Origin of the sequence: Fodinibius sp. Rm-B-1B1-1, from assembly GCF_038594945.1 — a bacterium.
GTDB lineage: Bacteria > Bacteroidota > Rhodothermia > Balneolales > Balneolaceae > Fodinibius > Fodinibius alkaliphilus.
On the sequence record NZ_JBCFYD010000001.1, the window covers coordinates 637,073 to 663,345 of the forward strand.

Consider the following 26,273-nt stretch of genomic DNA (forward strand, 5'->3'; position numbering starts at 1 on the left):
GATAAGTTTTCGGAACTTTGGGAGCAAGTCACACTATTTCAAATCACTCATCCGAACCATAGAGTAATTCAATAAAGTCGGACTTCGGCACCGCCCCGAAATACTGCTCTATATTAATAGGCTCAATTAGATTTTGGATTTCCTCACGGGCATAGCGCGTTCCCTGCAGGTAATCCTCAAGCTGTTCTACAGGCTCCTTGCCAAAGAAATCTCCGTAGATCTTTATATTATCGATATGTCCTTCTTCCACATCCAGTCGAAGGTCTATTTCTCCGGCATCAAATCGATGGGTTCGCTGAATATTAAACTTGGGCGACTTGCCAAAATTCCAATCCCATTGGCCGTATTTCTCATTCTTAAGTTCATGTACTTTCTTCCATTCCTCTTCCGTAAGATGGTATGTTTCGAATTCATCCCGATCTTCATACAAACCATCCAGCAATTTTTTGCGGAATGTCGTCGTATCCATGGGCTTATCCAGGAACTCACTAATATTTGCCACACGACTTCGAACAGATTTATGCCCCTTCGACTCAATCTTACTCATCTTTACATCCAGGGCATTCGTAACCTCATCCAAATTACTATCAAAAAGGAGCGTACCATGGCTGAACATACGATCTACACTCGAAAACTGGGCATTACCTGATATCTTACGTCCAGCGACCTGAAGATCATTACGTCCACTTAACTCAGCATCAACCCCCATTTTTTTGAGCACGCGAACAATAGGCTCTGTGAATTTTTTAAAGTTATTGAGCCTCTTCTTATCGTAATCCGTAATGAAGCTAAAGTTCAGATTTCCCGTATCATGATACACCGCTCCACCCCCAGAAATACGGCGCACTACATGAATACCATGCTCCTCAACATATTCGTGATTAATCTCCTCTAACGTATTTTGATTACGCCCAATAATAATAGACGGCTCATTAATATAGAAGAGAAGGTAATCGTGATCATAATTAAAATTACGGAGCGCATATTCTTCGAGCGCCAAGTTAATATGCGGATCGGTATTCCCTTCGTTGTGGATAAAGATCATAACAAGAATATAATAACGTGAGCATTTTTTCGGCTCTCATAGTAGCCCAATATTTTGAAAGGAATATGAAGACTACAGAAGAAATACCAGCTACAATATTAATCCCAGCGGAACTTTCCATCAGCGGTAATGCGTAAATTACCATCCTTACCATCTGTTACCAACTCTTGCAGTGATGTATCCGTCAACATTTTTTGGATGGCTTCCCGCGTATCAACCCACTTTTCATGAATAGGACACGGTTTCTCTGACCCACAACCTGGCAAACCCAACGCACATTCTGTTAGCACATCCATCCCATCAATAGCAGCTACAATTTCCAGCAGAGTCAGATCTCCTGGAGAATGAGCCAGACGTATTCCTCCTTTAGGTCCCTTTCTTGATTCCATGAGATCAGCTTTGGTAAGCTGCTGAAGCACTTTTGTTAAAAAGTGATGGGATATGTCTAAATCACTACTAATTTCCTTAATAGAGATATAAGCACCACCAGAAACAGCCGCCAAATATACACTGGCTCGCAATCCATAAACACAAGCACTTGACAGTAACATAAATTATTTGATTGTGAAGGGTATTTAATTATTTCCTTTTAGTAGCGATCAGTCCAAATTGTTTCTACACCTAATTTACTCTAATAACACTAAACAAAATCACCACAGCCATTAAAAACAATTTAACATTAGCACCAAAATAGTTTATTAAAAGCCAAAAACAGCTTACCCAAGATAAGATATATTCTGCTGTGCTTGGGGAGGCAATTAGCTATCAGTGATAATGAAATACAATAAACATTATACTACATTGCATCTTTTCGGGCAAAAACCCACTCAATGATATAATCATCTAACTTCTCTTGTGGGATTAATGGAGTCCCTAAACCAAGCTGATCACTAATTTGATAGTTTCGCGAGGAGCAACGCTCAAAAAACCACTTTAAGCTATCCAGATCATCCAATATCATTGAGCCTACGAAGGAATTCAGCAAATCACGGTCTGTAACATATCTTGTCAATTGTTCTATAAAACTCATATCAATGCCCAATAAAAAGTTGTGAAGGCACGGCCATAGGTCGGTAATGACAGTATCTTTCTGCTTGAACTGTAGCTCATACTCCATAGGAGTTAGCTTTTTTGTTAACTGGAGAGGCAACTCAAAAACAGATTCAATATTATTTTCGAGCATATATAAAAGTCGAAGAATACTGCCCATCGCTTTTCGTACCAGGCGGTGTCCTTTAAAAGCTCCATATATAAAATCCGATTTGGGATGGTGCATCTGCAAACTAAATTGTAGTACCTCTTTTTTTCGATTAATGCCTATAAAATAATAAGTATCGGGCTGTTTTTTAGCGTGATTAAATTCCGGCCGATGGGTACGAATCAACTTGTTTTCGAGTAAAAGTGCTTCCTTTTCAGTCTCGCAAATCTCAATATCGATCCCATGCGTCATCCGAATTAAACGGATCATTTTCCGGGATGTCGTTTCCATTTTAGCACGTCGATAGGTAAACAATCTATTTCTAATATTTTTTGCCTTTCCCACATAAAGCAGCTGCTTTTGACGACCGAACATCTTATACACCCCAGGGTCTTTAGGAAGCCCTTCAAAAAACGACTTACCTACTCTATCTTCGAGAGGATTATAGTGCTCAAACAACCGCTTCTGATCCGACATTTAAAACAAATACTCCTTTTTAAAAGTGTTTCAATTAAAATAGTCAAAATTTGATGACAAAATTTTACATATAGTAGGTAATCCACAAAAAATATACTATACTTAGGCTCTTAAGCGCCGTTTATTGCGTTAGCAAGGCGTTATTAAACATTTAAGTAGCACAAGAAGTAAAAATTTTCGGAGATTTATCATGGCAGAACGTGAAGTAGGAACTGTTAAATGGTTTCATAACGGCAAAGGTTATGGATTCATAACCAGAGAAGAAGGCGAAGACATTTTCGTGCATTTCAGTGAAATTGAAATGGAAGGCTATAAAAAATTAGAAGAAGGCCAAGAGGTGGAATTCACTGTTGCTGAAGGCGAAAAAGGCCTACAAGCGCAAGAGGTGATCCCACTCTAAGGATCAAATTTCTTATATCATTATTTAGAAGCGTCACTTTCAAGGGTGGCGCTTTTTTATTTTTATGATATCTTTATAAAACAGAGTAGGGAATGACCACAAAACTAATTCATTATGGAAAATCATACCTATAAAAAGATAGAGCTAACTGGTACTTCTGACGAATCTTTCGAAGTAGCTATAGAGAATGCAATACAAAAAGCTTCGAAAACAGTAGACGATATGCGTTGGTTCGAAGTTATCGAAACGCGCGGCAGTATCGAAAACGGACATGTTGCACAATGGCAGGCGGTAATAAAAGTGGGCTTTACCCTCAAAGAATGATCTACTGCTTGTCCAAAATGTAATACTCCAGCTTTTTCTGAAGTTCTGGCGGATTAAAGGGCTTGGTTAGATAGTCGTTCATACCCGAAGCAAATACTTTTTCTTTAACCTCTTTTAAGGCTGCAGCCGTGAGAGCTACTATTGGCACATCAGCCTTATATTTACTTTTGAGCTGTCGGATGTTACGCGTAGCCTCGTAGCCATCCATCTCCGGCATTTGTAAATCCATTAGCACCATATTGATAGCCGAATTCTCTTCCATTTTCTGAACAGCCTCAACACCATTTTCAGCAAGGACTACTTCGATATCCCATTTTTCCAAAAAGCGTATCATTACTTTTTGATTTATGGCATTATCCTCAACAACCATTACCGTAGCACCACTTAGTGAATTCGACATATTGTTATCAATAGTCTGATGTGCACTTTTTTCTTCGGTTGCTTCTTCTTTTTTAAAAGGCATAGTCACCCAAAACGTACTACCTTGTCCCTTTTCACTATTCAAATCTATAACGCCCCCCTGCAGCTCTATAAGCTTTTTGCTGATGGTCAGCCCTAATCCCGTTCCACCAAATACCCGTGACGTTTCACGTTTTTCCTGGGTAAAACTATCAAAAATTGCTTCCTGCTTTTCTTCTGATATTCCAATACCCGTATCAACAATTGCAAGCTGAATGGTAAGATCCTCTCCCTTATGTTCCTCAAGTGATACGACTAACCCAACACTGCCCTCTTCGGTAAATTTTACCGCATTGCTAACAAGATTATTCAAAATTTGAGTTAACCGATTGGGATCTCCTACAATAGTTTTCGGAATATTTTCATCCAAATCCAGGTACAACGACACATCCTTCTTTTCTGCCGTAAACCGGAAGCTCTCTAATACCCCATTTAGCAAATGCTCCAAGTTAAATGGTACTGACTCAAACTCGATACGTCCCGACTCTATTTTTGAGAAATCGAGAACGTCATTAATGAGTGAAAGAAGCGTTTTGGCAGAAAAATCTAAAATTTCGAGCTGTTCTAATTGATCTTCTCGCGGGTTATCTTTCACGAGCAAATTCGTCATCCCAATAATAGCATTCATTGGCGTGCGAATTTCGTGACTCATCGTGGATAAAAACTCGGACTTCGCTTTTGATCCCTCTTCAACCTTCGCTTTTGCTTCTTCCAGTTCTTGGACATTAGCTTCGAGCTGTTCTTTCTTTTCTACAAGTTCTTTATTCAGAGACTGCGTTTTTTTCAGTAATTTCTTTGTCTCTTCTTCGGCCAACTCTTTCGATTCCGAAAACTTGTTGAACGTCATCCACGTTGTGATAAACGCCGCTCCCAAAATGCTCCACTTTATAATTACCCCTTCATCAGCCGTCAGGAAGATCCGATCAAAAATCACATAGTCGAGAATCAGGTAGCAAGCTACAGCCATACCAATGCCGATATTTCGCAACGTCTGGTGTTCTTTATCAAATAACAGGATCGCCAGTCCACAAGCTGGAAGGTAAAAAGCCTGGATGAACATCTCTTTGCCAAAAACCGAGCTCAATATCAAAATACTGATATTAATATAGGCCAAGAGCAAAAACTTGGAGGTGTTTTCATATCCCTTTCTCGCTAACAGGGGAATCAGCATGAAGGCCATACTAATACTGGCAAAAAACCAAGACAGCGAAATGGATTCATTCAGGAAGAAGGCAACCAGAAATAAAAGACCAGCAGCAGCAAGCGAAAACGACACATTGTGTAACACAATAATGCCTGTTTTATTGATCTGTTCTATTCTGTTTTGAACCAGATCTTTTGCAAAAGCGAGTTTTTTTAAACCTGTAAGTGAATACATTTGGTGTAATAGCTATTATTTGTGATCACAAGCCAACATGTATCACTTAATTAAAAGAAAATAGGCGTATAATGATATTAAAACTCACTAATAAAAACAGCACTTTACGCTTCGGCTTGTTTCTTTTTCATTTTTGTCTTATAAGCCATCGCATAAATTTTCATCTGCTTAACCATTGAAGCCAATCCATTTGACCGAGTTGGAGACAAGTGTTGCTCCATGCCAATTTTTTTGATAAAAACCGGATCGGTATTGATGATCGTTTCGGGTGGTTGCCCTGAATAAAAACGAACCATCAGCGCCACTAACCCTTTGGTAATAGCCGCATCGCTGTCCGCTTCAAAAATCACGTTTCCATCTTCCAAATAGGTATGCAGCCATACTTGAGATTGACAACCCCGAACAAGATTATCCTCTATTTTATGCTCTTCATCCAACGGATCAAGGTTACGGCCCTGCTTAATGATATGCTTATATCGCTCTGTCCAATCACTTAATGCTTGGAATTCATCAATAATTTTTTGCTGAACTTCGTGGATATCGGCCATAACCTGTTTTATTGATTATTTACAACATCTCAAAATACAAAGATCTAACGAGAAGTTAAGATCATACTTTTGTTTTTTCATACGCCGGATCAACCGAAACAGCACAACTTATCGAAACAACATCCTTACTTTCCTGATCCCATTGGGGCTTACCATAATCTAAAACTTCAACATATTGGCCTTGCTTATTTTTAAGACGATATTTGCAGGTAGATTCTTCACCCTCAAACACTTTCTGAAGATGATTTTCAAAAGCTTCAACATCATCGGCATGGACAAAATTAGCCACATCTCCTTTTCCTACGACCGCATCTGCCGAAAGACCGGTAACTTCGGAAAATTCCTCAGACACCGTCTTAAAAACCGGCCTTCCATCTTGTAATTCAACCACATAATTAAACTCAGAGGCCCGCTGTACTACGCGGCTAAAATCTTTATTTCTCTTTTTTAACGTATCCATAATACGCTTTTTGAGGGATATGTTTTCAACCTCAGCTCGAATAAGTTTTTGATCCTTCAGGTCCAAAATTGATGTCGTTCCCTTCACCTGAATAGGAAATCCATTCTTATGATTAATAATCCCCTTAAACTCCTCATCGTTGAAATAGGCATCTTCGTCTTCCTTATCAAACCGACCTTTGATGGATTTCATATACTTGTCCGGAAGCAAATCCCAAATCTTAATCTGCTTTAACTCATCCTTGCTATAACCTACTAACTCGCGAAAAGCCTTATTGGCCATCACGATGTTACCCTGCACATCAACGTCAACAACCGTTCGCTGCGATTCTTCCCGTAGTCCATCGAACTCTACTTTCTGATCAACCAAGTACTCTTCAGCTCGCTTTCGCTCGGTTATGTCATGCTGATAGGAAACCCAATGCGTGATATTCCCATCCTTGTCAGTTAACGGATGTATATCCCACTGGTTAACAAACTCCGTTCCATCCTTACGGTAATTTACGGCCTGCCCAAAAAACGACTGCCCCTCCTTAAGCCGTCGTTTCAAGTTATCCAACACTTCGCGATCTGTTTTAGGGCCCTGCAAAATACGAGGCGTTTTGCCAATAACCTCTTCTTTGGAATAGCCAGTCATCTCGCAAAACCCATCGTTAACATATACAATTCTCGGACCCGGCTTTTCGAGAGAGAGTTCTGTTACGAGTATGGAATCGTAGTCACTTCGAACTGCTGACTCAAGCAAATTTAATCTTTTCTCCAATTCTTCCGCTTCATCAACAACATCCTGTACAAAGGCTTTTACCTTTTTAAAAGATTGTTCGTCCTTGCACCACTGTTTAAGTGCGCTGATATCCAATGATTCCATACTAAAAATATTACTTAACCTTAGTTAATAGATGATAATGGGCATTTTAATGCCAACCCCTGTTTTAATACTGTTACTCAACAACAATACAATTCCCAATAATTCCGAAAAATCCCCGATTTATTCTAAAAAATTTTATAAAAACCCCTTTAACATTAAAACAAGTGCATTTTTTTGCTATAACATTAAAAAACCTTAGAAAGCTATTCGCCTTCTAAGGTTCTATTTCATAATCTCAATACGGTTTTATTTCAACAATAGTTTGGCAATGGTATTCAGCTGCATGTTAGAAGTTCCCTCATAGATTTTACCAATCTTTGCATCACGGTAATATTTTTCTACCGGATACTCTTTTACATAACCGTATCCACCAAACAGATCAACCGCTTGGGAACTTACATCCTCGGCTACTTCTGAGGCATGATACTTTGCCATAGCTGCTTCTTTGAGAAAGTTATCACCATTTTCTTTCATTCGGGCGGCATTATACACCAGCAATCGAGCCGTTTCAATATCTGTCGCCATTTTGGCCAACTGGAACTGAACCCCCTGGAAATCAGAAATAGCCTGCCCAAACTGCTCACGCTCTTTGGTGTACTCCAATGTGGCATCCAACGCGCCCTGAGCAATACCGATCATTTGTGCACCAATACCAATACGTCCCTCGTTGAGTGTTTCAATAGCAACCTTGTATCCTTTTCCAACTTCCCCCAATACATTCTCTTTGGGGACCTTACAGTCTTCCAGCAAAATTTCGCAAGTTGAACTGGCGCGGATACCGAGCTTATTTTCTTTTTTCGATACCGAAAATCCCTCAAAATCACGTTCAACAATAAATGCTGTAATCCCTTTGTATCCCGCATCACGGTCAACCGTTGCAAATACCAGAAAGATATCAGCCTCATTGGCATTAGTAATCCACATTTTGGAGCCATTCAACACATAGTAATCACCCTCTTCTTTAGCCGATGTTTTCAGTGCAAAGGCGTCACTACCGGAACCAGCCTCTGACAAACAATACGCCCCTACCTTTTCAGTAGCCAGCTGTGGCAGATACTTTTCTTTAACCTCTTTACTTCCAAAATTTAGAAAAGCATTGTTAACGAGCGTGTTCTGCACATCCATAAACACCCCGGCCGAAGCATCAACACGTGAAATCTGTTCAATAGCTACGATTGACATAAAAAACGATCCGCCACCCCCGCCGTATGTTTCTGGGATTTCGATGCCCATCAGCCCCATATCAAAAAACTCCTGTACTAAATCAGGATCCAGCTTCGCCTGCTCATCCATCTCATGCACTTTTGGCTTGATGGCACTCTCCGCGAAATCCCGCGCCGCATCCTGCAACATTTTTTCATCTTCAGTTAATTTCGTTAATGCGGGCATCTGTTGATCTATATTATCCATGGATATAGCCTTTAAAAATTCAGTCGGTTCAAAATTTCGGTCGTAATATAGGGATTCGTTTCCAAAATTTCGGCCCTAAATTGAAACCGGTTACATCATGCCAACGAACATTAGTAAAGTAATCACAACCTCATTATTTTCAAGAGCTATAACCAAGACGAAATTTGTATTATGAGCAACTCTGATTCCACCACGCTATCTCTTTTTGAAGAATTCCCACCCGTTTCCACAGACGAATGGGAAGAAGTTATTAAACAAGATTTAAAAGGTGCCAACTATAAAGAAAAACTTCGCTGGCAAACAGGCGAAGGCATCGAACCGCTTCCTTTTTATCGCCGGCAAGATCTATCGGATGTTGACCGAACTGATCCCATCCCCAAAAGATACGCCGATGACAATGCGAACGATTGGGAAGTCCGAACCCCGGTTTTTGCTAATAACATAACTGGGGCAAATGAAAGAGCACGTGATATCCTTCAACGAGGTGCACAAGCTTTGTCATTTAAACTGCGTGTACGTAGAACAGAAGGAGCACTTGGTGGAGATCTTTCAGGCCTGCCGATCCAAAACCAACATGATTTTTCTGCTCTCCTTGATGATATACTCCTGGAGGAAACGACCCTTCATTTTGATGCGGCACTTGCCTCACCAACCCCACTGGCCATGCTTTGGAATGAGGCACAAACCCAAAACCTCGATTCCCAACAAGTATGGGCCACTTTTAGTTACGATCCGTTCATATATTTATTGGAACATGGACAATATCCTAAAGGTAGAGAAGCCATATCTCAAGATATTCAGCAGTTAGCACAATTTTCATCACAGCAACTGCCGGGCGTTCGCCCCCTTTCTATAGATGCTCGTTTTTATCACAACAGTGGGGCTACCATCGTGCAAGAGTTAGGATATGCGATGGCTTCAGCATCGGAGTATTTGGCGTTATTAACAGAGGCCGACCTACCACTGAATAAAGCAGCAGATACCCTCAACTTTAATTTTTCCATAGGCTCAAATTACTTTCTGGAAATTGCCAAATTTCGAGCAGCCCGGCTCCTTTGGAAAAATCTGGTTGAAGCTTACGATGGGGATGCCGATCAACAGCAAGCATATATTCACGGCGAAACCTCTCGCTGGAATAAAACACTTTACGATCCCTATACCAATATGCTTCGCACATCTACCGAGGGGATGTCGGCTGCTATAGCAGGATGTGACTCCCTGACCATTTTACCGTTCGATGAGCACTTTCGTCAGCCGGATGATTTTTCACAGCGTATTGCCCGAAATCAGCAGCTTATTCTGCGAGAGGAATCATATCTTAATAAAGTTGAAGACCCGGCGGCCGGCTCCTATTACATTGAACAACTAACAAATCAGATTGCAGAACAGGCCTGGAATATTTTCAAAGAAATAGAAAAAGAGGGCGGATTATTTGAGGCTATCGAAAACGGGACTGTACAGTCAGCCATTCAGCAATCGCAAAAGCAGCGCGACCAATCTATTGCCAAACGGGGACGTACGTTTGTAGGTACAAACCAGTACACGAATCCTGATGACAACATGCGTGATGAGATTAGCAAAACCGGACAAACGGTGGCACTGCACAAATCAGAAGAAATTAATATTGAAAGTGATTCCGAAAACCTTGTAAAATATCTGGCTGACGCCTTTTCGCAGCAAGCTAATATTGCGGATGTTATTGCCAAACTTTTCGACTATGGTCGTCAGCAATATCGAACCGTGTCACCTTACCGTGGAGCCCAGGCTTTTGAAGAGCTTCGCCTGGCCACCGAGAATCACAAATCAACGCCCAAAGTCCTCAACCTACCATTGGGCAACAAATCATGGCGTAAAGGACGGGCAACATTCTCAGCTAATTTCTTCGGCTGTGCCGGTTATAATATCGAAGATCCCATTGGTTTCGAAGATGTGAATAAAGCCCTGGAAGCCATTAAAAATGAGCAGCCTGATATTGCCGTTATTTGCAGCTCGGACAAGGAATACAAAGAGCTCGTTCCTGCCATTTGTGATGGCATAAACCAGTTAGATCAGCAACCAATTATTGTGCTTGCAGGCTATCCCAAAGAAGATATTGAAAGCTATAAAAAAGCCGGCGTTGATGAGTTCATTTATGCAAAATGCAATGTGCTGAAAACACTAACTCGCTTTCAACAAAAATTGAACATAATTGAGAATTAAAAAACATGTCATGCCGAACTTGTTTCGGCATCTGTTACGAACAACTTTATACAGATTGATAGATCCTGAAACAAGTTCAGGATGACATAAAAGTAAATTGAATTATGAGACCTGATTTTTCTGACATAGAGTTCGACTCGTCACTGTCTACTAATTCCAAGACAAATGGTGAAACGTGGAATACCGCTGAAGAAATTCCAGTTAAGCCACAGTTTACGAAGGCAGACATCGAAGATTTAGAACACCTCGACTATGCCGCTGGTATCCCGCCCTACCTGCGCGGACCGTATTCCACCATGTATACCTTTCGTCCATGGACGATTCGACAATATGCCGGATTTTCAACAGCAGAGGAATCCAACGAATTTTATCGCAAGGCGCTGGCGCAAGGACAAAAAGGCCTTTCCGTTGCTTTTGACCTTGCCACACACCGTGGCTACGACTCTGATCATCCGCGGGTATCCGGTGATGTCGGTAAAGCGGGCGTTGCCATTGATTCCATCCTGGACATGAAAGTACTTTTCGACCAGATTCCCCTTGACGAGATGTCGGTATCGATGACCATGAATGGAGCCGTCATTCCGATTATGGCATTTTATATTGTCACAGCTGAGGAACAAGGCGCATCCAAAGATGAGCTGGCGGGCACCATCCAAAACGACATCCTCAAAGAATTTATGGTGCGTAATACCTATATCTATCCCCCCAAGCCGTCAATGCGCATCATTGGTGATATCTTTGAATACACCTCCCAACACATGCCTAAATTCAATTCTATTTCAGTTTCAGGCTATCATATGCAAGAGGCCGGGGCAACCTGTGATATTGAGTTGGCCTACACCTTGGCTGATGGACTCGAATATCTGCGAACAGGCATTGACGCCGGGCTTGACGTCGATGATTTTGCCCCTCGTATTTCCTTTTTCTGGGCTATCGGGATGAATCACTTTATGGAAATTGCTAAGATGCGGGCCGCCCGTATGCTCTGGGCTAAGCTGGTCAAACGCTTTGATCCCCAAAACCCCAAGTCAATGTCCCTGCGTACGCACAGTCAAACATCGGGATGGAGCCTAACAAAGCAAGATCCTTATAATAATGTGGCGCGAACAACAATTGAAGCCATGGCCGCAGCACTGGGGCACACACAATCACTGCATACCAATGCACTGGATGAAGCTATAGCCCTGCCGACCGACTTTTCGGCTCGTATTGCACGCAACACGCAAATCTACCTGCAAGAAGAAACGGGTATTACCAAAGCTGTTGACCCGTGGGCAGGTTCGCATTATGTAGAGTACTTGACCGACCGCATTGCGCGGCGTGCCTGGGAACTCATTGAGGAAGTTGAAGAGTTAGGCGGAATGGCCAAAGCGATAGAAACCGGTGTTCCCAAAATGCGGATCGAAGAAGCAGCGGCCAAAAAACAAGCCCGCATCGATTCTGGTAAAGAAACCATTGTAGGGGTTAATAAATATCAGCTTGACAAAGAAGAGCCGATTGATATTCTTGAGGTTGATAATGAAAAAGTCCGAAAGGCACAGTTGGACCGGCTCGAAAAACTTCGCAACCAACGCAATGAAGAGGAAGTTCGGTCGGCTCTTAACAAGATTACGAAAGTTGCTGAATCCGGCGATGGGAATTTGTTACAAGCAGCCGTAGAAGCTGCTCGAAAACGGGCCACACTCGGCGAAATATCCGATGCGATGGAGAAAGAGTTCGGACGATATACCGCAACCGTAAGATCAGTATCAGGCGTGTATTCTTCAGAAATAGATAAAGACGAAAACTTTAAAAAGGCTCAGCAGCTGGCCGATAAGTTTGCCCAGCTGGCCGGACGACGCCCGCGTATCATGGTCGCCAAAATGGGGCAGGACGGTCACGACCGTGGTGCCAAAGTAATTTCGACCAGCTTTGCCGATCTCGGCTTCGATGTCGATATCGGTCCGCTGTTCCAGACGCCTGAGGAAGCTGCCCGTCAAGCCGCTGAAAATGACGTACATATTTTAGGGGTTTCGAGCCTGGCCGGAGGACATAAAACGCTGGTGCCCCAAGTGCTGGATGAACTTGAACGTCTGGGACGAGATGATATCATGGTGATTGTGGGGGGCGTCGTTCCTGAACAGGATTATGAATTTCTCTATGATAAGGGGGTCGTTGGCATTTTTGGTCCGGGAACCGTTATTTCACTGGCTGCCCAACAGATCTTGGAGATACTTATCGATTCGCAGAAATAATTCATTCTCATTAAACCCTGCAGGTTTTGAAAACCTGCAGGGTGTTAACCATCGTAAAATTTGCCTGACAAAAACAAAAATAACGACTCTTCTCTTTCGGTAAATGAGGGCGTGGAGCAAAATAACGCTATCAACACTAAGGGGCTGGAGCGTTTTAAAAATAGCCGTTCCTCGCTTTCGCTGGATGAGTATGTCGAGGGTATTAAATCAGGCGATCGTACTATTCTAAGCCGAGCGATTACACTCATCGAAAGTACCAAGACTGAGCATCGTGAAACTGCACAAGATATCATCGAAGCCTGCCTGCCCGAAACTGGTGATTCTATTCGTATTGGTATTACCGGCGTACCGGGCGTCGGCAAAAGTACATTTATTGAATCTTTGGGCAATTATATTATTGATCAGGGTAGTAAATTGGCCGTTCTGGCTATTGATCCCAGCAGCACACGTACCAAGGGCAGTATTCTGGGCGATAAAACGCGCATGGAAACGCTGGCCAACAGTAATCAAGCATTTATTCGCCCATCACCCACGGGCGGTTCACTCGGCGGTGTAGCTCGCAAAACGCGCGAAACGATTTATCTCTGTGAAGCAGCTGGCTATGATACTATTTTTATTGAAACCGTTGGTGTAGGCCAGTCTGAAACGGCCGTACATTCTATGGTGGATTTCTTTTTGCTATTGATGTTGGCCGGAGCAGGCGATGAGCTACAGGGTATTAAGCGAGGTATTATGGAGATGGCGGATGCTATTGCCATTAATAAGGTTGATGAGGCAACCGAAAAAGCAGTCAGTCAAGCGGTACGTGAATACAAAAATGCGCTTCATTTATATCCAGAAACAAAATCGGGGTGGAGCCCAAAGGTTACAACCTGTTCAGCGTTAACGGAAAAAGGTATCCCTGATATCTGGGAAATGATCCAGAAGTACATGCAGCTGACCAAGAAGAACGGTTATTTTCAGGACAACAGAAATCGTCAGGCTAAACACTGGATGTATGACACTATTTCGAATCGCCTGACGGAACATTTCTATAATAACCCTGCTGTTAAGAAGGAACAGCAAGAAATTGAGCAAGAAGTCTTAAATGGAAAGATGAGCTCGTTTAAGGCCGCACAGCAATTGTTGGATCTTTATTTTGAGTCGCTGTAAATAATCGTTTATTCGTTACGCAGCAGGGAAAGAAGCTGTCGAAAAACCTTATCAAAACAGTAGTTGGGCATCATTCTGAACTTATTGCAGGATGACACATATTTTGATGGAGCTTTCTATTAAATAAAAGCTTCAAATATCAACTCAGCTTAAGTTCGCTCTGCCCCGAGGAAAAGGCAACATCTTCATCATCGATATCCTGTTCGCCAAGGGCTTCCTGCATCTCGCTGCGAAGTTTCTGGATGGTCAATCCACTGGTAAGTGAACCGTTTTGGGCAACGGAGATACGACCTGTTTCTTCGGATACGACCACCACAAATACATTATTCGTTTCGGTTATTCCTACGGCGGCACGGTGACGCGTTCCAAATACAGAGGAGATATTTTGGTTCTGCGAGATAGGCAAATAGCAACTTGCTGCTACAATACGATTATTACGGATCACGATGGCACCGTCGTGCAGTGGCGTATTTTTGTTGAAGATTGTTTTGAGGAGCTCACTATTTACTTTGGCATCCAGCTTTACCCCTACGTCGACTAAGTCTTGCAGCGTTGAAGTGCGCGCAAATACAATTAACGCACCGGTTTTGGTATGCGCCATATCACGTACGGCATCGACGACTTCATCGATAATGGTATCGGAGTTGGAGCGCACGAAAAAGCGGTCGAGATTTGTATTCTGTCCCAGGCTATAGAGCAACTTTCGAATTTCGGGCTGAAAAATGATGAATACTGCTAAGATCCCCACATCCAAAATACCGCGAAGTATAAAGTTGATGGTGGTGAGCCCGAGTGCGCTGACGGCTGCGTTGACGATGATGATGAATACGAGTCCCAAGGCGGCCTGGATGGCAAAGGTGCCACGAATCCACCGGTACAGGTAAAATAGTACCATGGTGATGATCAGGACTTCGATGAAGTCTCTGATGCCGAATTCAAGGAAGCCAATGGGAATCAATGGGGTACCTCGTTTTACTGAATATTGTTTAAGGGAATATAACTATAATTTGGGGAAGTTTTAGGTTGGGATTTGGCAGGCCATAAAATTGTAGATCGCCTTACCTCAACGCTATTCTTATAAAACTGCAAACTCGTGTCATTCTGAACTTGTTTCAGAATCCCTCCTCTCTAATAGTATTTGTACAGATCCTGAAATGAATTCAGGATGACACACAGCCTGATACCTTTCACAGCAGAGCTACGTAACGAGAGATTATTCTACAGACCGAATAGCGTTAAAAACCTGCAGGGAATCGTGGGCTTCTTTAACGTCGTGCACCCGAATAATGTTGGCGCCGTTGATCATAGCGTGGTAATGGGCGACCACAGTGCCGGTAAGCCGATCATCAGTGGGGCGATCGTTCAGTATTTGTCCAATCATTGATTTACGTGATGCTCCCACTAAAATGGGGTGTCCAAGTTCCTGGAATTCGTTGAGGTCAGCGATTAGTCTGAGGTTATGCTCCAAGGTTTTACCAAAGCCAATACCGGGATCAATAATGATATTCTCCAACCCTTTTTCTTTGGATTGGCTGATCCCTTCTCGCAGAAACTGCTTAATATCTTGCACGACATCCTCATAGCTGGGATCTTCCTGCATATTTTGGGGATCGCCCTGCGCATGCATCATCACATACCCGGCGTTATACTGCACGCATAGATCTGCAAAGCGGGGCTCCTTTTGGAGCCCACTTACATCATTCACAAAATGGGTACCCAATTTCAGGGCTTCCTCAGCCACACGATACTTCGTTGTATCAATAGAAAAAAACGTATCGGGGAATTGGGGTATCGCTTTTTCAAGGATGGGCAGTACGCGGTCGAGCTCTTGCTGTTCGGTAACAGGATCGGAGCCAGGCCGTGTTGATTCACCTCCAATATCAATAATATGGGCACCCTGTGAAACCATCAGCCCAATACGTCCCAAGGCTGAGTCAACTTCGTTATATTCGCCGCCGTCGGAAAAAGAGTCGGGGGTTGCGTTGAGAATCCCCATTATTTTGGGGGAGGAAAGATCGAGCGTTTTATCTCGAATAGAAAGGCTTTGATTCTTTGAAATATTCGTGTTCATCAAATTTGCAGATGTGATTAGATAACTGAGTGATTAGGTCATTCCCTTAATTCCTCAATTACCTAATCACGTACAACAGTTAGTCCCAGCTTTCTTGAAGATGATCCAATTTATCTTCAACCTCAGCCCACTCATCAGCATCCGGCAGATCTTCTTTGGTTTGATTGATGATATGATCGGCCCACTCTTCGGCTAATCGTTCGTTAAGATCAATATAATGCTCCCATTCCATAGGTACTTCATCATCGGGATAGATAGCCTCTACCGGACATTCAGCTACACAAGCATCACAATCGATACATTCCAGTGGATCAATGGTGAGGAAATTGGGCCCTTCCCGAAAGGCATCAACTGGACAAACGGCCGCACAGTTGGTGTATTTACAATTGATGCACGGTTCTGTTACTACGTATGCCATTGGATTTCAAAAATTCTTTGGTGTTTACAAAATTGGACTAAATATCACGGCTTCTGGGGATAGATGCAACGTTTTATGCCTACTAAAATTAATTTAGATGGACTCTTAATTTTGGGTTTTTATGTACAAACGCTACTCAATCCATATATAGTACTAAGTACAATGTGTTTGTCCTTAGTACTACAAGGAGTCTGAGCAGACTACTCAAGCCCCTTGAGCAACCTACTCAAACAGTTTGAGCCTACTGCTCGAGATTCTTGAGCAGTAAATTACGTTACGGATATGATGTACAGGGCAAAAATAACCCTTATACACCTGTACATCATACCATTTAGCCGTGTGCCATTTTTCATCTGACCCTCTTTTGATTTCTCCCTACTATGCAGGCAAAACAACTTTTTGATTGTAAATCAATTTATGAGGTCTTTGCAAAACCCAACATGTCATCCTGAATTTATTTCAGGATCTATACTTTCGTACTAAAATGGTCTTTTCAGATTCTGAAACAAGTTCAGAATGACACAAAATCATAGTTTTTCTGCCCCCATCCCCGATGGGTCGGGGCAGGCTTTGTTCTTCCCCTCCGAGCAAACGGTGAGGATCATTATTTTAATAATACCTTTACGCTATCCAGTGAGCCATCGTTTGGGGCAGGCTCGGTACCCATCAAGTGATTAATGAGCTCATAGATGTGGATATTCTGAAAGTTCCCAACCTTTTCACCTTGCTTGAATGCTGGTCCATGGGCGATAAAGAACGCCTGCATGGCTTTTTCGTTGTTGTCATAACCGTGGGTCGCACGCGGCAACGATTCTACAAAATCTTCTTGGTAATCCTCATCTAAAATGGTATATCCCAAATCAGCGACCATAATAATATCCTCGACCCGACGATGATTTTTAAGGTGATAACGCTCGGGTAAATCTTCTTTTTTGTATACGCGGTAGTTTTCTTCAGCAGATTTAAGCATCTGATAAACCTCTTCTTGTTTTCCCTCTTTGGGCTGAATACCCGTCATGGGCCCCCAGTTTACACGCTCGGTATTATCCATATCAATAATTTCATCCAGACGAATGAGCTTATCTGCTGACAAATCAACCATGCCGTGATCGGAAACAATGATAATATTGGTATTAGTCCACAGCCCTTTCTCCTTCATCTGTTCTTTAAGATAGCCCATGAGATTGTCAGCACGCTTGATGGCCTGTTTTACCGAGTCGGAATCGGTACCATAGCGATGTCCCTTGGAATCGACATCACTATAATAGAGGGTGGCAAAGTCAACGGTCTCATCTCCTGCATTGGCCATCCATTTCATAACGGTATCTATACGTGCTTTGCCGGGCATATCGCCATCATAGGTTTTCCAGTGCGTGGGGCGCATCCCTTGAATATCGGCCTCGGACCCCACCCAAAACATCGTACCCGTTTTGAGCCCCTGCTTTTCGAGGGTATTCCAGATGGGTTCCCCCTCGTACCATTTACCATCTTCTACAGCTTCGCGATCGCGAATGCGATACCACTCTTCCCACTTGGGATCATACATGGTGTTATTAACAAAGCCATTATTTTCGGGATATAAGCCTGTGGCTATGGCATAGTGATTGGGAAAGGTTTTACTGGGGAAGACGGGAATGAGCCCCTCTGCCTGCACGCCGTTTGTAACCAGTGCATCAAAATTAGGGGTGTCTGTTTTTTCTAAATAATTGTGACCAAAGCCGTCAAAAGAAACTAACAGTGTTTTCGGGGGATGGGTTTGTTGCTCGCTATTACAGCTGGCCAACCCTATTACGACGGATAATAGTATGATTAAAAAAGTACTACGGTTCATTATCTTAATAATTCAATTTTAAAGTTCACGCAAAGCCACGAAGGCGCAAAGATATTATTTTAATCGTGCGATTACAGCCTTGTTTTGTGAAATAATTTAAAATAAAAAAGGGCAGCCCGATTGGGCTGCCCTTTTGAAAATTAGCTTTTATTCAAAGCTTTAATAGATACTTAGAATTCATATGATAGGGACACATTCCAAGTTCGTCCAAATCCGTACCATACTAAATTACGGTTATGAATACCTTTCCAAGTCTCATCACCAGAAGATGCGTGATAATTGGTTTCAGATTCAGCAATGTATGTAACATCAAATAGATTATTCACATTAACCCGTGCTGAAGCTGACTGTCCAAACAGATCGAAACGATAGGTTGCTCCTAAATCCGTCAAACCATAAGAAGGTAATTTTAAAGCTCCCTCATTATCTTGATCTGCAAAGGCTTCATCTACGATGCTAAAATCAGCATATAAATTATCTACGTGCCGATAGCTTGCATCTACGCTAAGATCACCAATACGATAATCCGCGCCAATCTGTCCAACAAATTGTGCAGCATCGCCCACCTTTACACCATCAGCATAAAGCGTGGTAGTACCAACTGGATTTCGATCATCATCAAACAGTTCAGCAGTAAAATTATTCGTGTACTTCCAATCACCTACTGATAGCATTCCGTCTAATGTTAAATTTTCCATTGGACGTACGGTGGTTTCAACCTCAATACCGTTGTGGAGTTGATCCACATCAAGAAGTTGTGCAGAACCACCGTCTTGAGTAACGGGGTAGCTCTCTTCAATAAATCGATTACCCCAAGAAGTGGAGTATAGATTCACGTTTAAGTCTACAATATGAGAGGTATACCCATAACCTAACTCAATTGACATAATTTCTTCATTTTGCAGTTCCGGATTAATTTCATTCTGGAACCGTGGGAAAACAGCATCGAAAAGTGGCTGCCGCGAAATGTATCCGGCATTAGCAAACACGTTATGATGGTCATTAATATTAAAGTTTGCTCCACCTTTTACATAACCTCCGAGAACATTCTTTTCCTCAGAAAGCGCAGCATTAGGTTGATCAAAGAAATCCTCTCGTTGATATCCTTGATTGGACAAACCACCCTGGATAACAGCCGAGAATTGACCACCATCATATTCAACCATCCCGTTAAGACCCTGCCAGTCAACATAACCGATGTTGTAGTAATCGACCTTCGGACCGGTCAGCCCTGTGTCCTGAAATGGGGACGCTTTGATGGTATTATCGGGCTCAATAATTTGACCCATCGAGTTTGCATTACCTGTAGAAAAATAGCTATCTAATCCTAACATATCATTCATCGCACGATAGTGATAGCCGGTGTAATCTCGAAGATCTACACCCAACGAGAATGTAAACTTATCCACCTCAGCTTCCAATTTGGAAATTGCTCCAAACCAGTTATGGGAATTCATAGAAGCTCGGCGAACCAGTACCGCATTATTTACATTATCACTATTGTAACCGTTTGAGCCAATTAACTGTCCATTGTATGCACTGGGTGATCCTGTATAACCGGAAGTAGTAGACCGATTAATTTCCACAATACGATCAAAGTTTATCGTACCATCGGAATTCCGTGCGCCATCCCCATCTTCTAAGTAATGTTCAGTAAGGTCTTCCTGGTACTGTCCTCCTCCAAAGGGATGAAGATCAGTTTCTGAGTTAAAGTAAAACTGTCCTCGTGGTCCAGTACCGCCACCACGTCCGGCAGAACCATATAGCGAAGTAGCGAGTGAAACATTTTCACTGATTTCCCAATCCCAGTTTAACGTTGCAAGGGGTTTATTGTAAAAATTACGTCTCATATTATATTCATCCCCATTTAGCGTACCTCCGTTGGTATTCCAACGTGGATCAATTCCTTCATCACCAAAATTTTGATAATCTCGAATGGACACATTCGCACGACGCTGGTGGTGCCACTGCCCCGCTCCGAGAACAGATAAGTTGAAAGAATGACTGTCATTTGGCTTATAACCTAATGCACCAAAATAGGTCCAGCCAGCACCACTGGTATTATCTACATAACCATTTCCTTGCCAGTAACTCAACAGAAAAGAAGCCGACCAGCCATTTTCTCCCAAACCAGTATTATATGAGGCTGCAGTTTTTGTATAACCATCATTACCTACCATTTGTGATACAGAACCACCCTGCTCTTGCTCAGCCGTTTTTGTGAAAATCGAAACGGTTCCACCTACAGACGGTACGGCAAGGTTCGATGCTCCTAAACCGCGCTGAATCTGAATACCGGATGCAACATCCGTCAAGCCTTGCCAGTTAGACCAGTAAACCCAGCCATTTTCCATATCGTTGACAGGCTGTCCATTGATCAGGAATGCGGTATTACTTTGGTCAAATCCTCGCAAGGAAATGCGGGAATCTCCATATCCCCCCCCTTGCTTCGTTGCATAAGCTCCGGGAGTATCATTCATAATCTCCGGAAATTCTTGATTACCAACTTCCTCAGAAATCTCCTGTGGCGTGATGGTAGTTACCGCAACGGGTGTTTCCCGTTCTCGAGCAATATCAATAGTGCGGCTTGATACCACTATTTCGCCCAAGGCTTTTTTATCTGGTTGAAGGAATATCTCAATACCTTCTTCTGCAGTAACTTCTTTTTCTTTATAACCGACAAATGATATAACTAATATATCACCTTCGTCAGCATTAATTGTGAAAGTACCATCAGTACCTGTAGACGTTCCTGTCTGGGTACCTTTTATAATAACATTAGCTCCTGGTAGTGGTTGATTCGTTCCTGCCTCAAATACAGTACCACTGATTTGAGCAGTCGTCATCAACGGAAATACTACCAGAGCAATAAATAAAAGTCCGTAGCGTTTCATAATCGATAGATATGTTTTGATTAGTGATTAGGATTGTGCCCTTTAAAGCACATTAGCAAAGTAAGATAAACCCGATGAGAACATTTAAGCCAACTGGCTCAAGGGGGCTCTCAAGCGGTGCTTAATATAAAAAACTTAAGCAACTTATTATACTTTGCTCTGATGAATCTGATTATAGCAATGCTAAGATTAGCATACTGTTAAGTCTTCATTGCAATGATATTAAAAACCGCCGCTCATCCTCTTTAAACCACAGGACCAGTATTCAGTCACAATCTGAATTAAAATCCATGTTCGAGTAGCCAGAAACACGAACTAATTTATAAGCCACCTCTGCAAAATCATCCCCACTATATCTTGTTACTTTTTGTTAAACAGCCAACCTATACTTGTCCATATTTAAATCAAGATCCTAAACTACATTCCGAATAACAGCTGCCGAACTTAGTAAAGTCTTCTTATAATTAATCTATTACCAAATTTTATACCTTCCTTCTTTACCGTTGACGTGCTATCTTCCATTTCTATTTTATATGGAACTTTCTATACGATATCCTTTTTAAGTACACCTTGTAGAAACATTACAAAATAAATTTCAAATAATTATTTCATCTATGAAAAAACTGTTCATAATACCACTAATGGCAATGTTCCTGGCGTTAACACTAAACAATGTCAGCCATGCCCAAGATAACAACAAGACATTGGGAGTTGGCTTTATGGTAGGGGAACCGACCGGCCTTACGTTAAAATCATGGACGGGCGGTGGTAACGCTATCGATGTTGGTGTAGCATGGTCGTTTGGTCGTTATGAGGCCATGACTGTACAAGCCGATTACCTATGGCACAATTATGATATATTCAGTGACGTAGAGGAAGGCAGCTTACCTCTTTATTACGGTATCGGTGGCCGTTTGGTACTGGGAGAAAATGACTCTTATATCGGTGCCCGTGTACCGGTGGGACTCAATTACTTGTTTGAAGATGCTCCGGTAGGGCTCTTTATCGAAGCTGCCCCTATCCTCAACATTGCCCCATCCACCGACTTTGACATCGATGGTACCTTGGGAGCACGCTTCTACTTCTGATAACTAATTTTGGGCAAAAACATTTTAAAGGGATACATCTACCTTGGATGTATCCCTTTTTATTTATCTCCCAGAACTACACTTTGTCATTTCGAACATACGTGAGAAATCCTTACTTGTCAGATTACGACCAATTCCAGTAATACAATGTTGCGGATTGAATAATCTTCCTGCTACAAAACAGGCATCAAAACTATTACACATACATAGTTTTAAAAAGTTGCTCAAGATTTAATGAACTGTTGCGCATGATTTGGGGGAAAAGAGGAATTTAGGGAGATTGGTTATATAAATTCATAATTCATCCATTATGCACAAAAGATCAATCCTTCTAACTTCCTTCCGCAGGCGCACGACCTATTCTCCAGGGAGGAGATTTTTTAATTATGAGCCTGATGGGATAAGAGATTATACCTATTAAACGAATATATGCTAAGTCCAATTTCCTACAGGAAAATCTGGTATCCCTCTTTGGCCAATCCAATCTCTTTAAAAACAGAGCCGAACTTGTCTTGTAAATGATCATCCAGAGCACTAAGCTGGCTGTCATCAGAGTCAGGGTCGTGATGGGTAATAAATAATCGTTTAATATCGAGCTTCCTGCCAAGTGCAACCACATCCTCCCAGGCCGAATGCCCCCAACCACGCTTTTCTTCGTAAGAACTACGATTATACTGGCCATCATGAATTAACAGGTCAACCCCCTCTAAAAATTCTTCCAACTCTTCTTGATAGGCCGACTGGCGATTATCTCCAACTATCAGTTCATTATCAGGACAAAAAACGATCTGTTTTCCATTGATATAAACCTTATAAATTGCCGTTTCCACCGTATGGTTGGCCATCATAAAATCAATATCATAACCTTCATATGATTTCCGCTCCTGAGGTTGGGTAATATACTCCAGATTAGCATCTATCATATCTAACGTCACCGGAAAAAACGTTTTTGTCAGATGCCCATCCAATATATCCTTGCATCCGCCTTCCACACCTTGGTCAGGCATATGAATAGCAAAATGATTTTTAGAACCATAGATCGGCTTAAAAAAAGGGAAGCCCTGGATATGATCCCAATGCGGATGGGTGATAAAAATACGTCCCCGTATCTGACCTGGCTGATCGATAACACTATTCCCGAGATTACGAATGCCGGTGCCACTGTCTAAAATAAGCATATCATCCGTGCCCGGAACATCAACTTCTAAGCAAGTAGTGTTGCCGCCGTACTCCATATTTTCCTTATTGGCACAGGGGGTAGAACCTCGAACTCCCCAAAAAGTGACAACAACCTCTCGTTTATGTGTACTCATCAACCCGATTTTTATGAATATTTAGCCATCTATAACTCTCATAAACCCCATCATCTTACCAACATTTTAAACTCTCTCTCCTGATTATTAGCCAATAATAGCAGAACAAACCGAAATAGCAAACCTGCTATTCGTCGCCTGCCTCTTCGCGGATCTGATCCATTTTCTCAGTAATAGAATCCATCTTTCCCTTCTTATTTTCCAACTTCTGCTCGACCTTATCTATCTTATTTTGAACTTCATCAAGCAAGCTATTTCCCCCACTTGAAGGTTTAAAATAGGTCTTCTTCTCTTTGTATTGCAGTACTTCTTTTTCTAACTGTTTGGCTTCCTTTTTAACCTTGTTGTACTCTTTACGCAGCTTTTGAATCTTACTTCTGTCATCTGGATCCAGGTCTGCCTTCGCGAGTTCTTGGTCAAACTTATCTCCGGATTTTGCCGCTCGCATGCGATCATAAATCACATCACAAGCTTCGCGATACTGCTTCCACATCTTGTTTTTATACTTGATGGGGACATATCCCGCATTTTTAAACTCTTCCTGCAATCCTTTAGCAATATCTACTGCTTTAATGGGATCATCATGCTTACCCAATTCACGCAGCTTTTCCAGTATCTCTCGCTTTTTCTCAAGGTTCTCTTTGCGTTCCTCTTTAACCTCCTTAAAGTGTTCGCGGCGGCGGTCATAAAACTCATCCATCGCCCCCTTAAACTTTTTCCATATCTCTTCGGACTTTCCACGAGGCACGGGACCTATCTTTTTCCACCGGTCCATAAAGCTCTGCATCTGGGAGTGTCCCTTCTCAAAATCGTCGGTATGCTTTACTTCGTTCGCCTTATCAATGAGTTCAAGCTTCTGCTGGTAGTGCTCCTCTTCCTGCTCCTCAATCTTTTCCTGATTGTTGGCCTTTTTCTCATTAAAAGCATCCGTAGCCGATTTAAAACGCGACCAAAGCTTATCTTCGGCTCGCTGTGGTAGGTTTCCAACCTTTTTCCAACGCCGGTGAAGCTTATTAATTTTACGGGCAGCCGTCGCTAAATCATGTTCCTCAAGCAGGTTTTCAGCCTCTTCAATAATTTTTTCCTTCTTGTGCGTAAAGCTATCAACCTTGCTCTGGTGGTCGGGATCATACTTATATTTGCGATCATAATACTCATCCTGCGCACTCTTATAACGATCCCACACTTCGTTTGATTTCTCTTTTGGTACCCGACCAATCTTCTTCCACTGCTTGGTCAGATCATCAAACTTCTCATCAATCTCATCCCAATTTTCTGTTTCATGAGTCATGGACTCAGCAACATTCTCCATCTTCTCAAGCACAGCCAGCTTCAGCATCAGGTTGTCCTCTTCCTTCTGACGCTTTTGTACCAATCGATCAACCTTATGATCATTAAAAGTATCAAGGAGCTCTTCGAATCGCTCATCTAATCCCTCTCCTTTTCCGCTGGGCAAAGGGCCAACACTATTCCATTGTCCCTTCATCTGGCTTACTCTGCGCGTAGCCGTCCACGTCTCATTAGAAACAATACCCTCAAACTCTTTGAGAAGCTCTTTCTTGGTCTCGAGGTTTTCCTGCTTCTTCTTTTCAAGCTCAGCATAATGCTGCTCCTTGCGCTCTTCGAACGCATCCACAACATCATTAAATTTTTTATAAAGATCCTTTACTTCATCGGTATCCGTATCAGGTCCCTCGGCCCAGCGATGGCTCAAATTATCAAGCTCAACCGATACATACGACCAGTCTTCCTGTTTGGCTAAATCCTTTGCCTTATCCAGGATTTCCCGATAATAATCTATGGGATTTTCTTCCGAAGCCTCATCATCAGATTGTTCCTCATCAGCAACTTCCTGCTGATCTTCCTCATCCTGCTCAGCCTCAGCTACGTCTTCTTCGGTATCCTCGTCAGTAGCTGTATCTACTTCTTCTGTTTTAGTCTCCGAAGCCTCTGGCGCAGGAGATCCTTCATCAGGCTCATCATCCGTTTCATTCTCATCACTCTGTTTAGCCTCTGAAACCTCAGATTCAGAAGAATCTTCTTCCGGCAAGGTCTTCTTCTTTTCATTAATTTGATCTAAGAGAGCCGAAAAATCACCTACAGCATTCGTCGTTTTAACCTTTTCTTCAAGCATTTCCAGCTTATCAGCATCCAGCGCATCATCAGTAAGCATTTCTCCAATCTTTTCTGAGAGCTCTTCAAAAGCACGTTTCAATGCCGAAAGCTTTTCCTCAAGATCATCGGCACTAACCTCGCACAGCTTCCGACGATCAATGGGTCCTTGTTCCTTAAGGAAAAGCTCATCATCTGGAGTTAAAATTACGTATTCATCCTCATACACATGTTGGGATGTCTCTTTGTTATCTTCCATAGTAGTCTTCACAGATACCTCTATTATAACGCTTGGTGATTCAAATTTCGCTTCTAAACTCTCAGCTGCCTTAGAGTTTAACTAAGATAATATTTCTGTGGAACTTATTACAATCCATCTGGGATATCAAAACATT

20 protein-coding genes are annotated in these 26,273 nt (G+C 42.3%); 6 read left to right on the forward strand and 14 right to left on the reverse strand.

All coding sequences use genetic code 11. The features are described from left to right. Window positions 1-43: 43 nt before the first annotated feature. From AAFH98_RS02910 to AAFH98_RS02920, 3 genes are all read right to left on the reverse strand, one after another. A complete protein-coding gene (locus AAFH98_RS02910; RefSeq protein ID WP_342521172.1) occupies window positions 44-1,045 on the reverse strand; it encodes a lipoate--protein ligase in 1,002 nt (333 codons plus the stop codon). A 98-nt stretch (window positions 1,046-1,143) separates the two neighbouring features. Further along, the gene (locus tag AAFH98_RS02915) at window positions 1,144-1,596 is read right to left on the reverse strand and encodes an RrF2 family transcriptional regulator (protein ID WP_342521173.1); all 453 of its coding nucleotides are present in this window, start codon (window positions 1,594-1,596) and stop codon (window positions 1,144-1,146) included. Window positions 1,597-1,841: 245 nt separating this feature from the next. Then, window positions 1,842-2,720 carry a nucleotide excision repair endonuclease gene (locus AAFH98_RS02920; protein ID WP_342521174.1) on the reverse strand — a complete coding sequence of 293 codons (879 nt, stop codon included), beginning with the start codon at window positions 2,718-2,720 and terminating at the stop codon, window positions 1,842-1,844. A 190-nt stretch (window positions 2,721-2,910) separates the two neighbouring features. Between AAFH98_RS02920 and AAFH98_RS02925 the strand changes: the two genes are divergently transcribed. Beyond that, complete coding sequence (locus AAFH98_RS02925; RefSeq protein ID WP_095605246.1) at window positions 2,911-3,120, forward strand: cold-shock protein; 210 nt, start codon at window positions 2,911-2,913, stop codon at window positions 3,118-3,120. Between the two features lie 114 nt (window positions 3,121-3,234). Next, window positions 3,235-3,444, forward strand: coding sequence for a dodecin (locus AAFH98_RS02930; RefSeq protein ID WP_342521175.1), 210 nt, complete (start codon window positions 3,235-3,237; stop codon window positions 3,442-3,444). 1 nt (window position 3,445) lies between these two features. On the opposite strand, the gene AAFH98_RS02935 is transcribed toward AAFH98_RS02930, so the two are convergent. From AAFH98_RS02935 to AAFH98_RS02950, 4 genes are all read right to left on the reverse strand, one after another. Next, window positions 3,446-5,281 (reverse strand): ATP-binding protein, encoded by a 1,836-nt coding sequence (locus AAFH98_RS02935; protein WP_342521176.1) that lies wholly within the window; start codon window positions 5,279-5,281, stop codon window positions 3,446-3,448. Between the two features lie 104 nt (window positions 5,282-5,385). Beyond that, window positions 5,386-5,829 carry a SufE family protein gene (locus AAFH98_RS02940; RefSeq protein ID WP_342521177.1) on the reverse strand — a complete coding sequence of 148 codons (444 nt, stop codon included), beginning with the start codon at window positions 5,827-5,829 and terminating at the stop codon, window positions 5,386-5,388. A 61-nt stretch (window positions 5,830-5,890) separates the two neighbouring features. Continuing rightward, window positions 5,891-7,156, reverse strand: a complete 1,266-nt coding sequence (locus AAFH98_RS02945; protein ID WP_342521178.1) for a PAS domain-containing protein — start codon at window positions 7,154-7,156, stop codon at window positions 5,891-5,893. Window positions 7,157-7,402: 246 nt separating this feature from the next. Beyond that, window positions 7,403-8,566, reverse strand: coding sequence for an acyl-CoA dehydrogenase (locus AAFH98_RS02950; RefSeq protein ID WP_342521179.1), 1,164 nt, complete (start codon window positions 8,564-8,566; stop codon window positions 7,403-7,405). Window positions 8,567-8,737: 171 nt separating this feature from the next. On the opposite strand from AAFH98_RS02950, the gene AAFH98_RS02955 reads away from it, so the two are divergent. The 3 genes from AAFH98_RS02955 (at window position 8,738) to meaB (ending at window position 14,151) form a co-directional block, all read left to right on the forward strand. Further along, a complete protein-coding gene (locus tag AAFH98_RS02955) occupies window positions 8,738-10,765 on the forward strand; it encodes a methylmalonyl-CoA mutase family protein (protein ID WP_342521180.1) in 2,028 nt (675 codons plus the stop codon). A gap of 104 nt (window positions 10,766-10,869) precedes the next feature. After that, window positions 10,870-12,999, forward strand: a complete 2,130-nt coding sequence (gene scpA, locus AAFH98_RS02960) for a methylmalonyl-CoA mutase (RefSeq protein WP_342521181.1) — start codon at window positions 10,870-10,872, stop codon at window positions 12,997-12,999. Between the two features lie 60 nt (window positions 13,000-13,059). Continuing rightward, window positions 13,060-14,151: a methylmalonyl Co-A mutase-associated GTPase MeaB gene (gene meaB, locus AAFH98_RS02965; protein ID WP_342521182.1), complete on the forward strand. Its 1,092-nt coding sequence runs from the start codon at window positions 13,060-13,062 to the stop codon at window positions 14,149-14,151. Window positions 14,152-14,290: 139 nt separating this feature from the next. On the opposite strand, the gene cdaA is transcribed toward meaB, so the two are convergent. The 5 genes from cdaA to AAFH98_RS02990 form a co-directional block, all read right to left on the reverse strand. Then, window positions 14,291-15,109, reverse strand: coding sequence for a diadenylate cyclase CdaA (gene cdaA / locus AAFH98_RS02970; protein WP_342521183.1), 819 nt, complete (start codon window positions 15,107-15,109; stop codon window positions 14,291-14,293). A gap of 255 nt (window positions 15,110-15,364) precedes the next feature. After that, entirely contained in the window at window positions 15,365-16,222 is an 858-nt protein-coding gene (folP, locus tag AAFH98_RS02975; protein WP_342521184.1) for a dihydropteroate synthase, read from the reverse strand. A 79-nt stretch (window positions 16,223-16,301) separates the two neighbouring features. Continuing rightward, window positions 16,302-16,640 (reverse strand): ferredoxin FdxA, encoded by a 339-nt coding sequence (gene fdxA, locus AAFH98_RS02980; protein ID WP_342521185.1) that lies wholly within the window; start codon window positions 16,638-16,640, stop codon window positions 16,302-16,304. A 604-nt stretch (window positions 16,641-17,244) separates the two neighbouring features. After that, window positions 17,245-18,471 carry an alkaline phosphatase family protein gene (locus AAFH98_RS02985; RefSeq protein ID WP_342521186.1) on the reverse strand — a complete coding sequence of 409 codons (1,227 nt, stop codon included), beginning with the start codon at window positions 18,469-18,471 and terminating at the stop codon, window positions 17,245-17,247. A gap of 170 nt (window positions 18,472-18,641) precedes the next feature. Further along, window positions 18,642-21,365, reverse strand: a complete 2,724-nt coding sequence (locus AAFH98_RS02990; protein WP_342521187.1) for a TonB-dependent receptor — start codon at window positions 21,363-21,365, stop codon at window positions 18,642-18,644. A 614-nt stretch (window positions 21,366-21,979) separates the two neighbouring features. On the opposite strand from AAFH98_RS02990, the gene AAFH98_RS02995 reads away from it, so the two are divergent. Next, entirely contained in the window at window positions 21,980-22,453 is a 474-nt protein-coding gene (locus tag AAFH98_RS02995) for a hypothetical protein (RefSeq protein ID WP_342521188.1), read from the forward strand. A 446-nt stretch (window positions 22,454-22,899) separates the two neighbouring features. Here AAFH98_RS02995 and AAFH98_RS03000 read toward each other — a convergent pair whose 3' ends face one another. After that, window positions 22,900-23,766 carry an MBL fold metallo-hydrolase gene (locus AAFH98_RS03000; RefSeq protein ID WP_342521189.1) on the reverse strand — a complete coding sequence of 289 codons (867 nt, stop codon included), beginning with the start codon at window positions 23,764-23,766 and terminating at the stop codon, window positions 22,900-22,902. Window positions 23,767-23,893: 127 nt separating this feature from the next. Next, window positions 23,894-26,149 (reverse strand): DUF349 domain-containing protein, encoded by a 2,256-nt coding sequence (locus AAFH98_RS03005; RefSeq protein WP_342521190.1) that lies wholly within the window; start codon window positions 26,147-26,149, stop codon window positions 23,894-23,896. Between the last annotated feature and the right edge of the window lie 124 nt (window positions 26,150-26,273).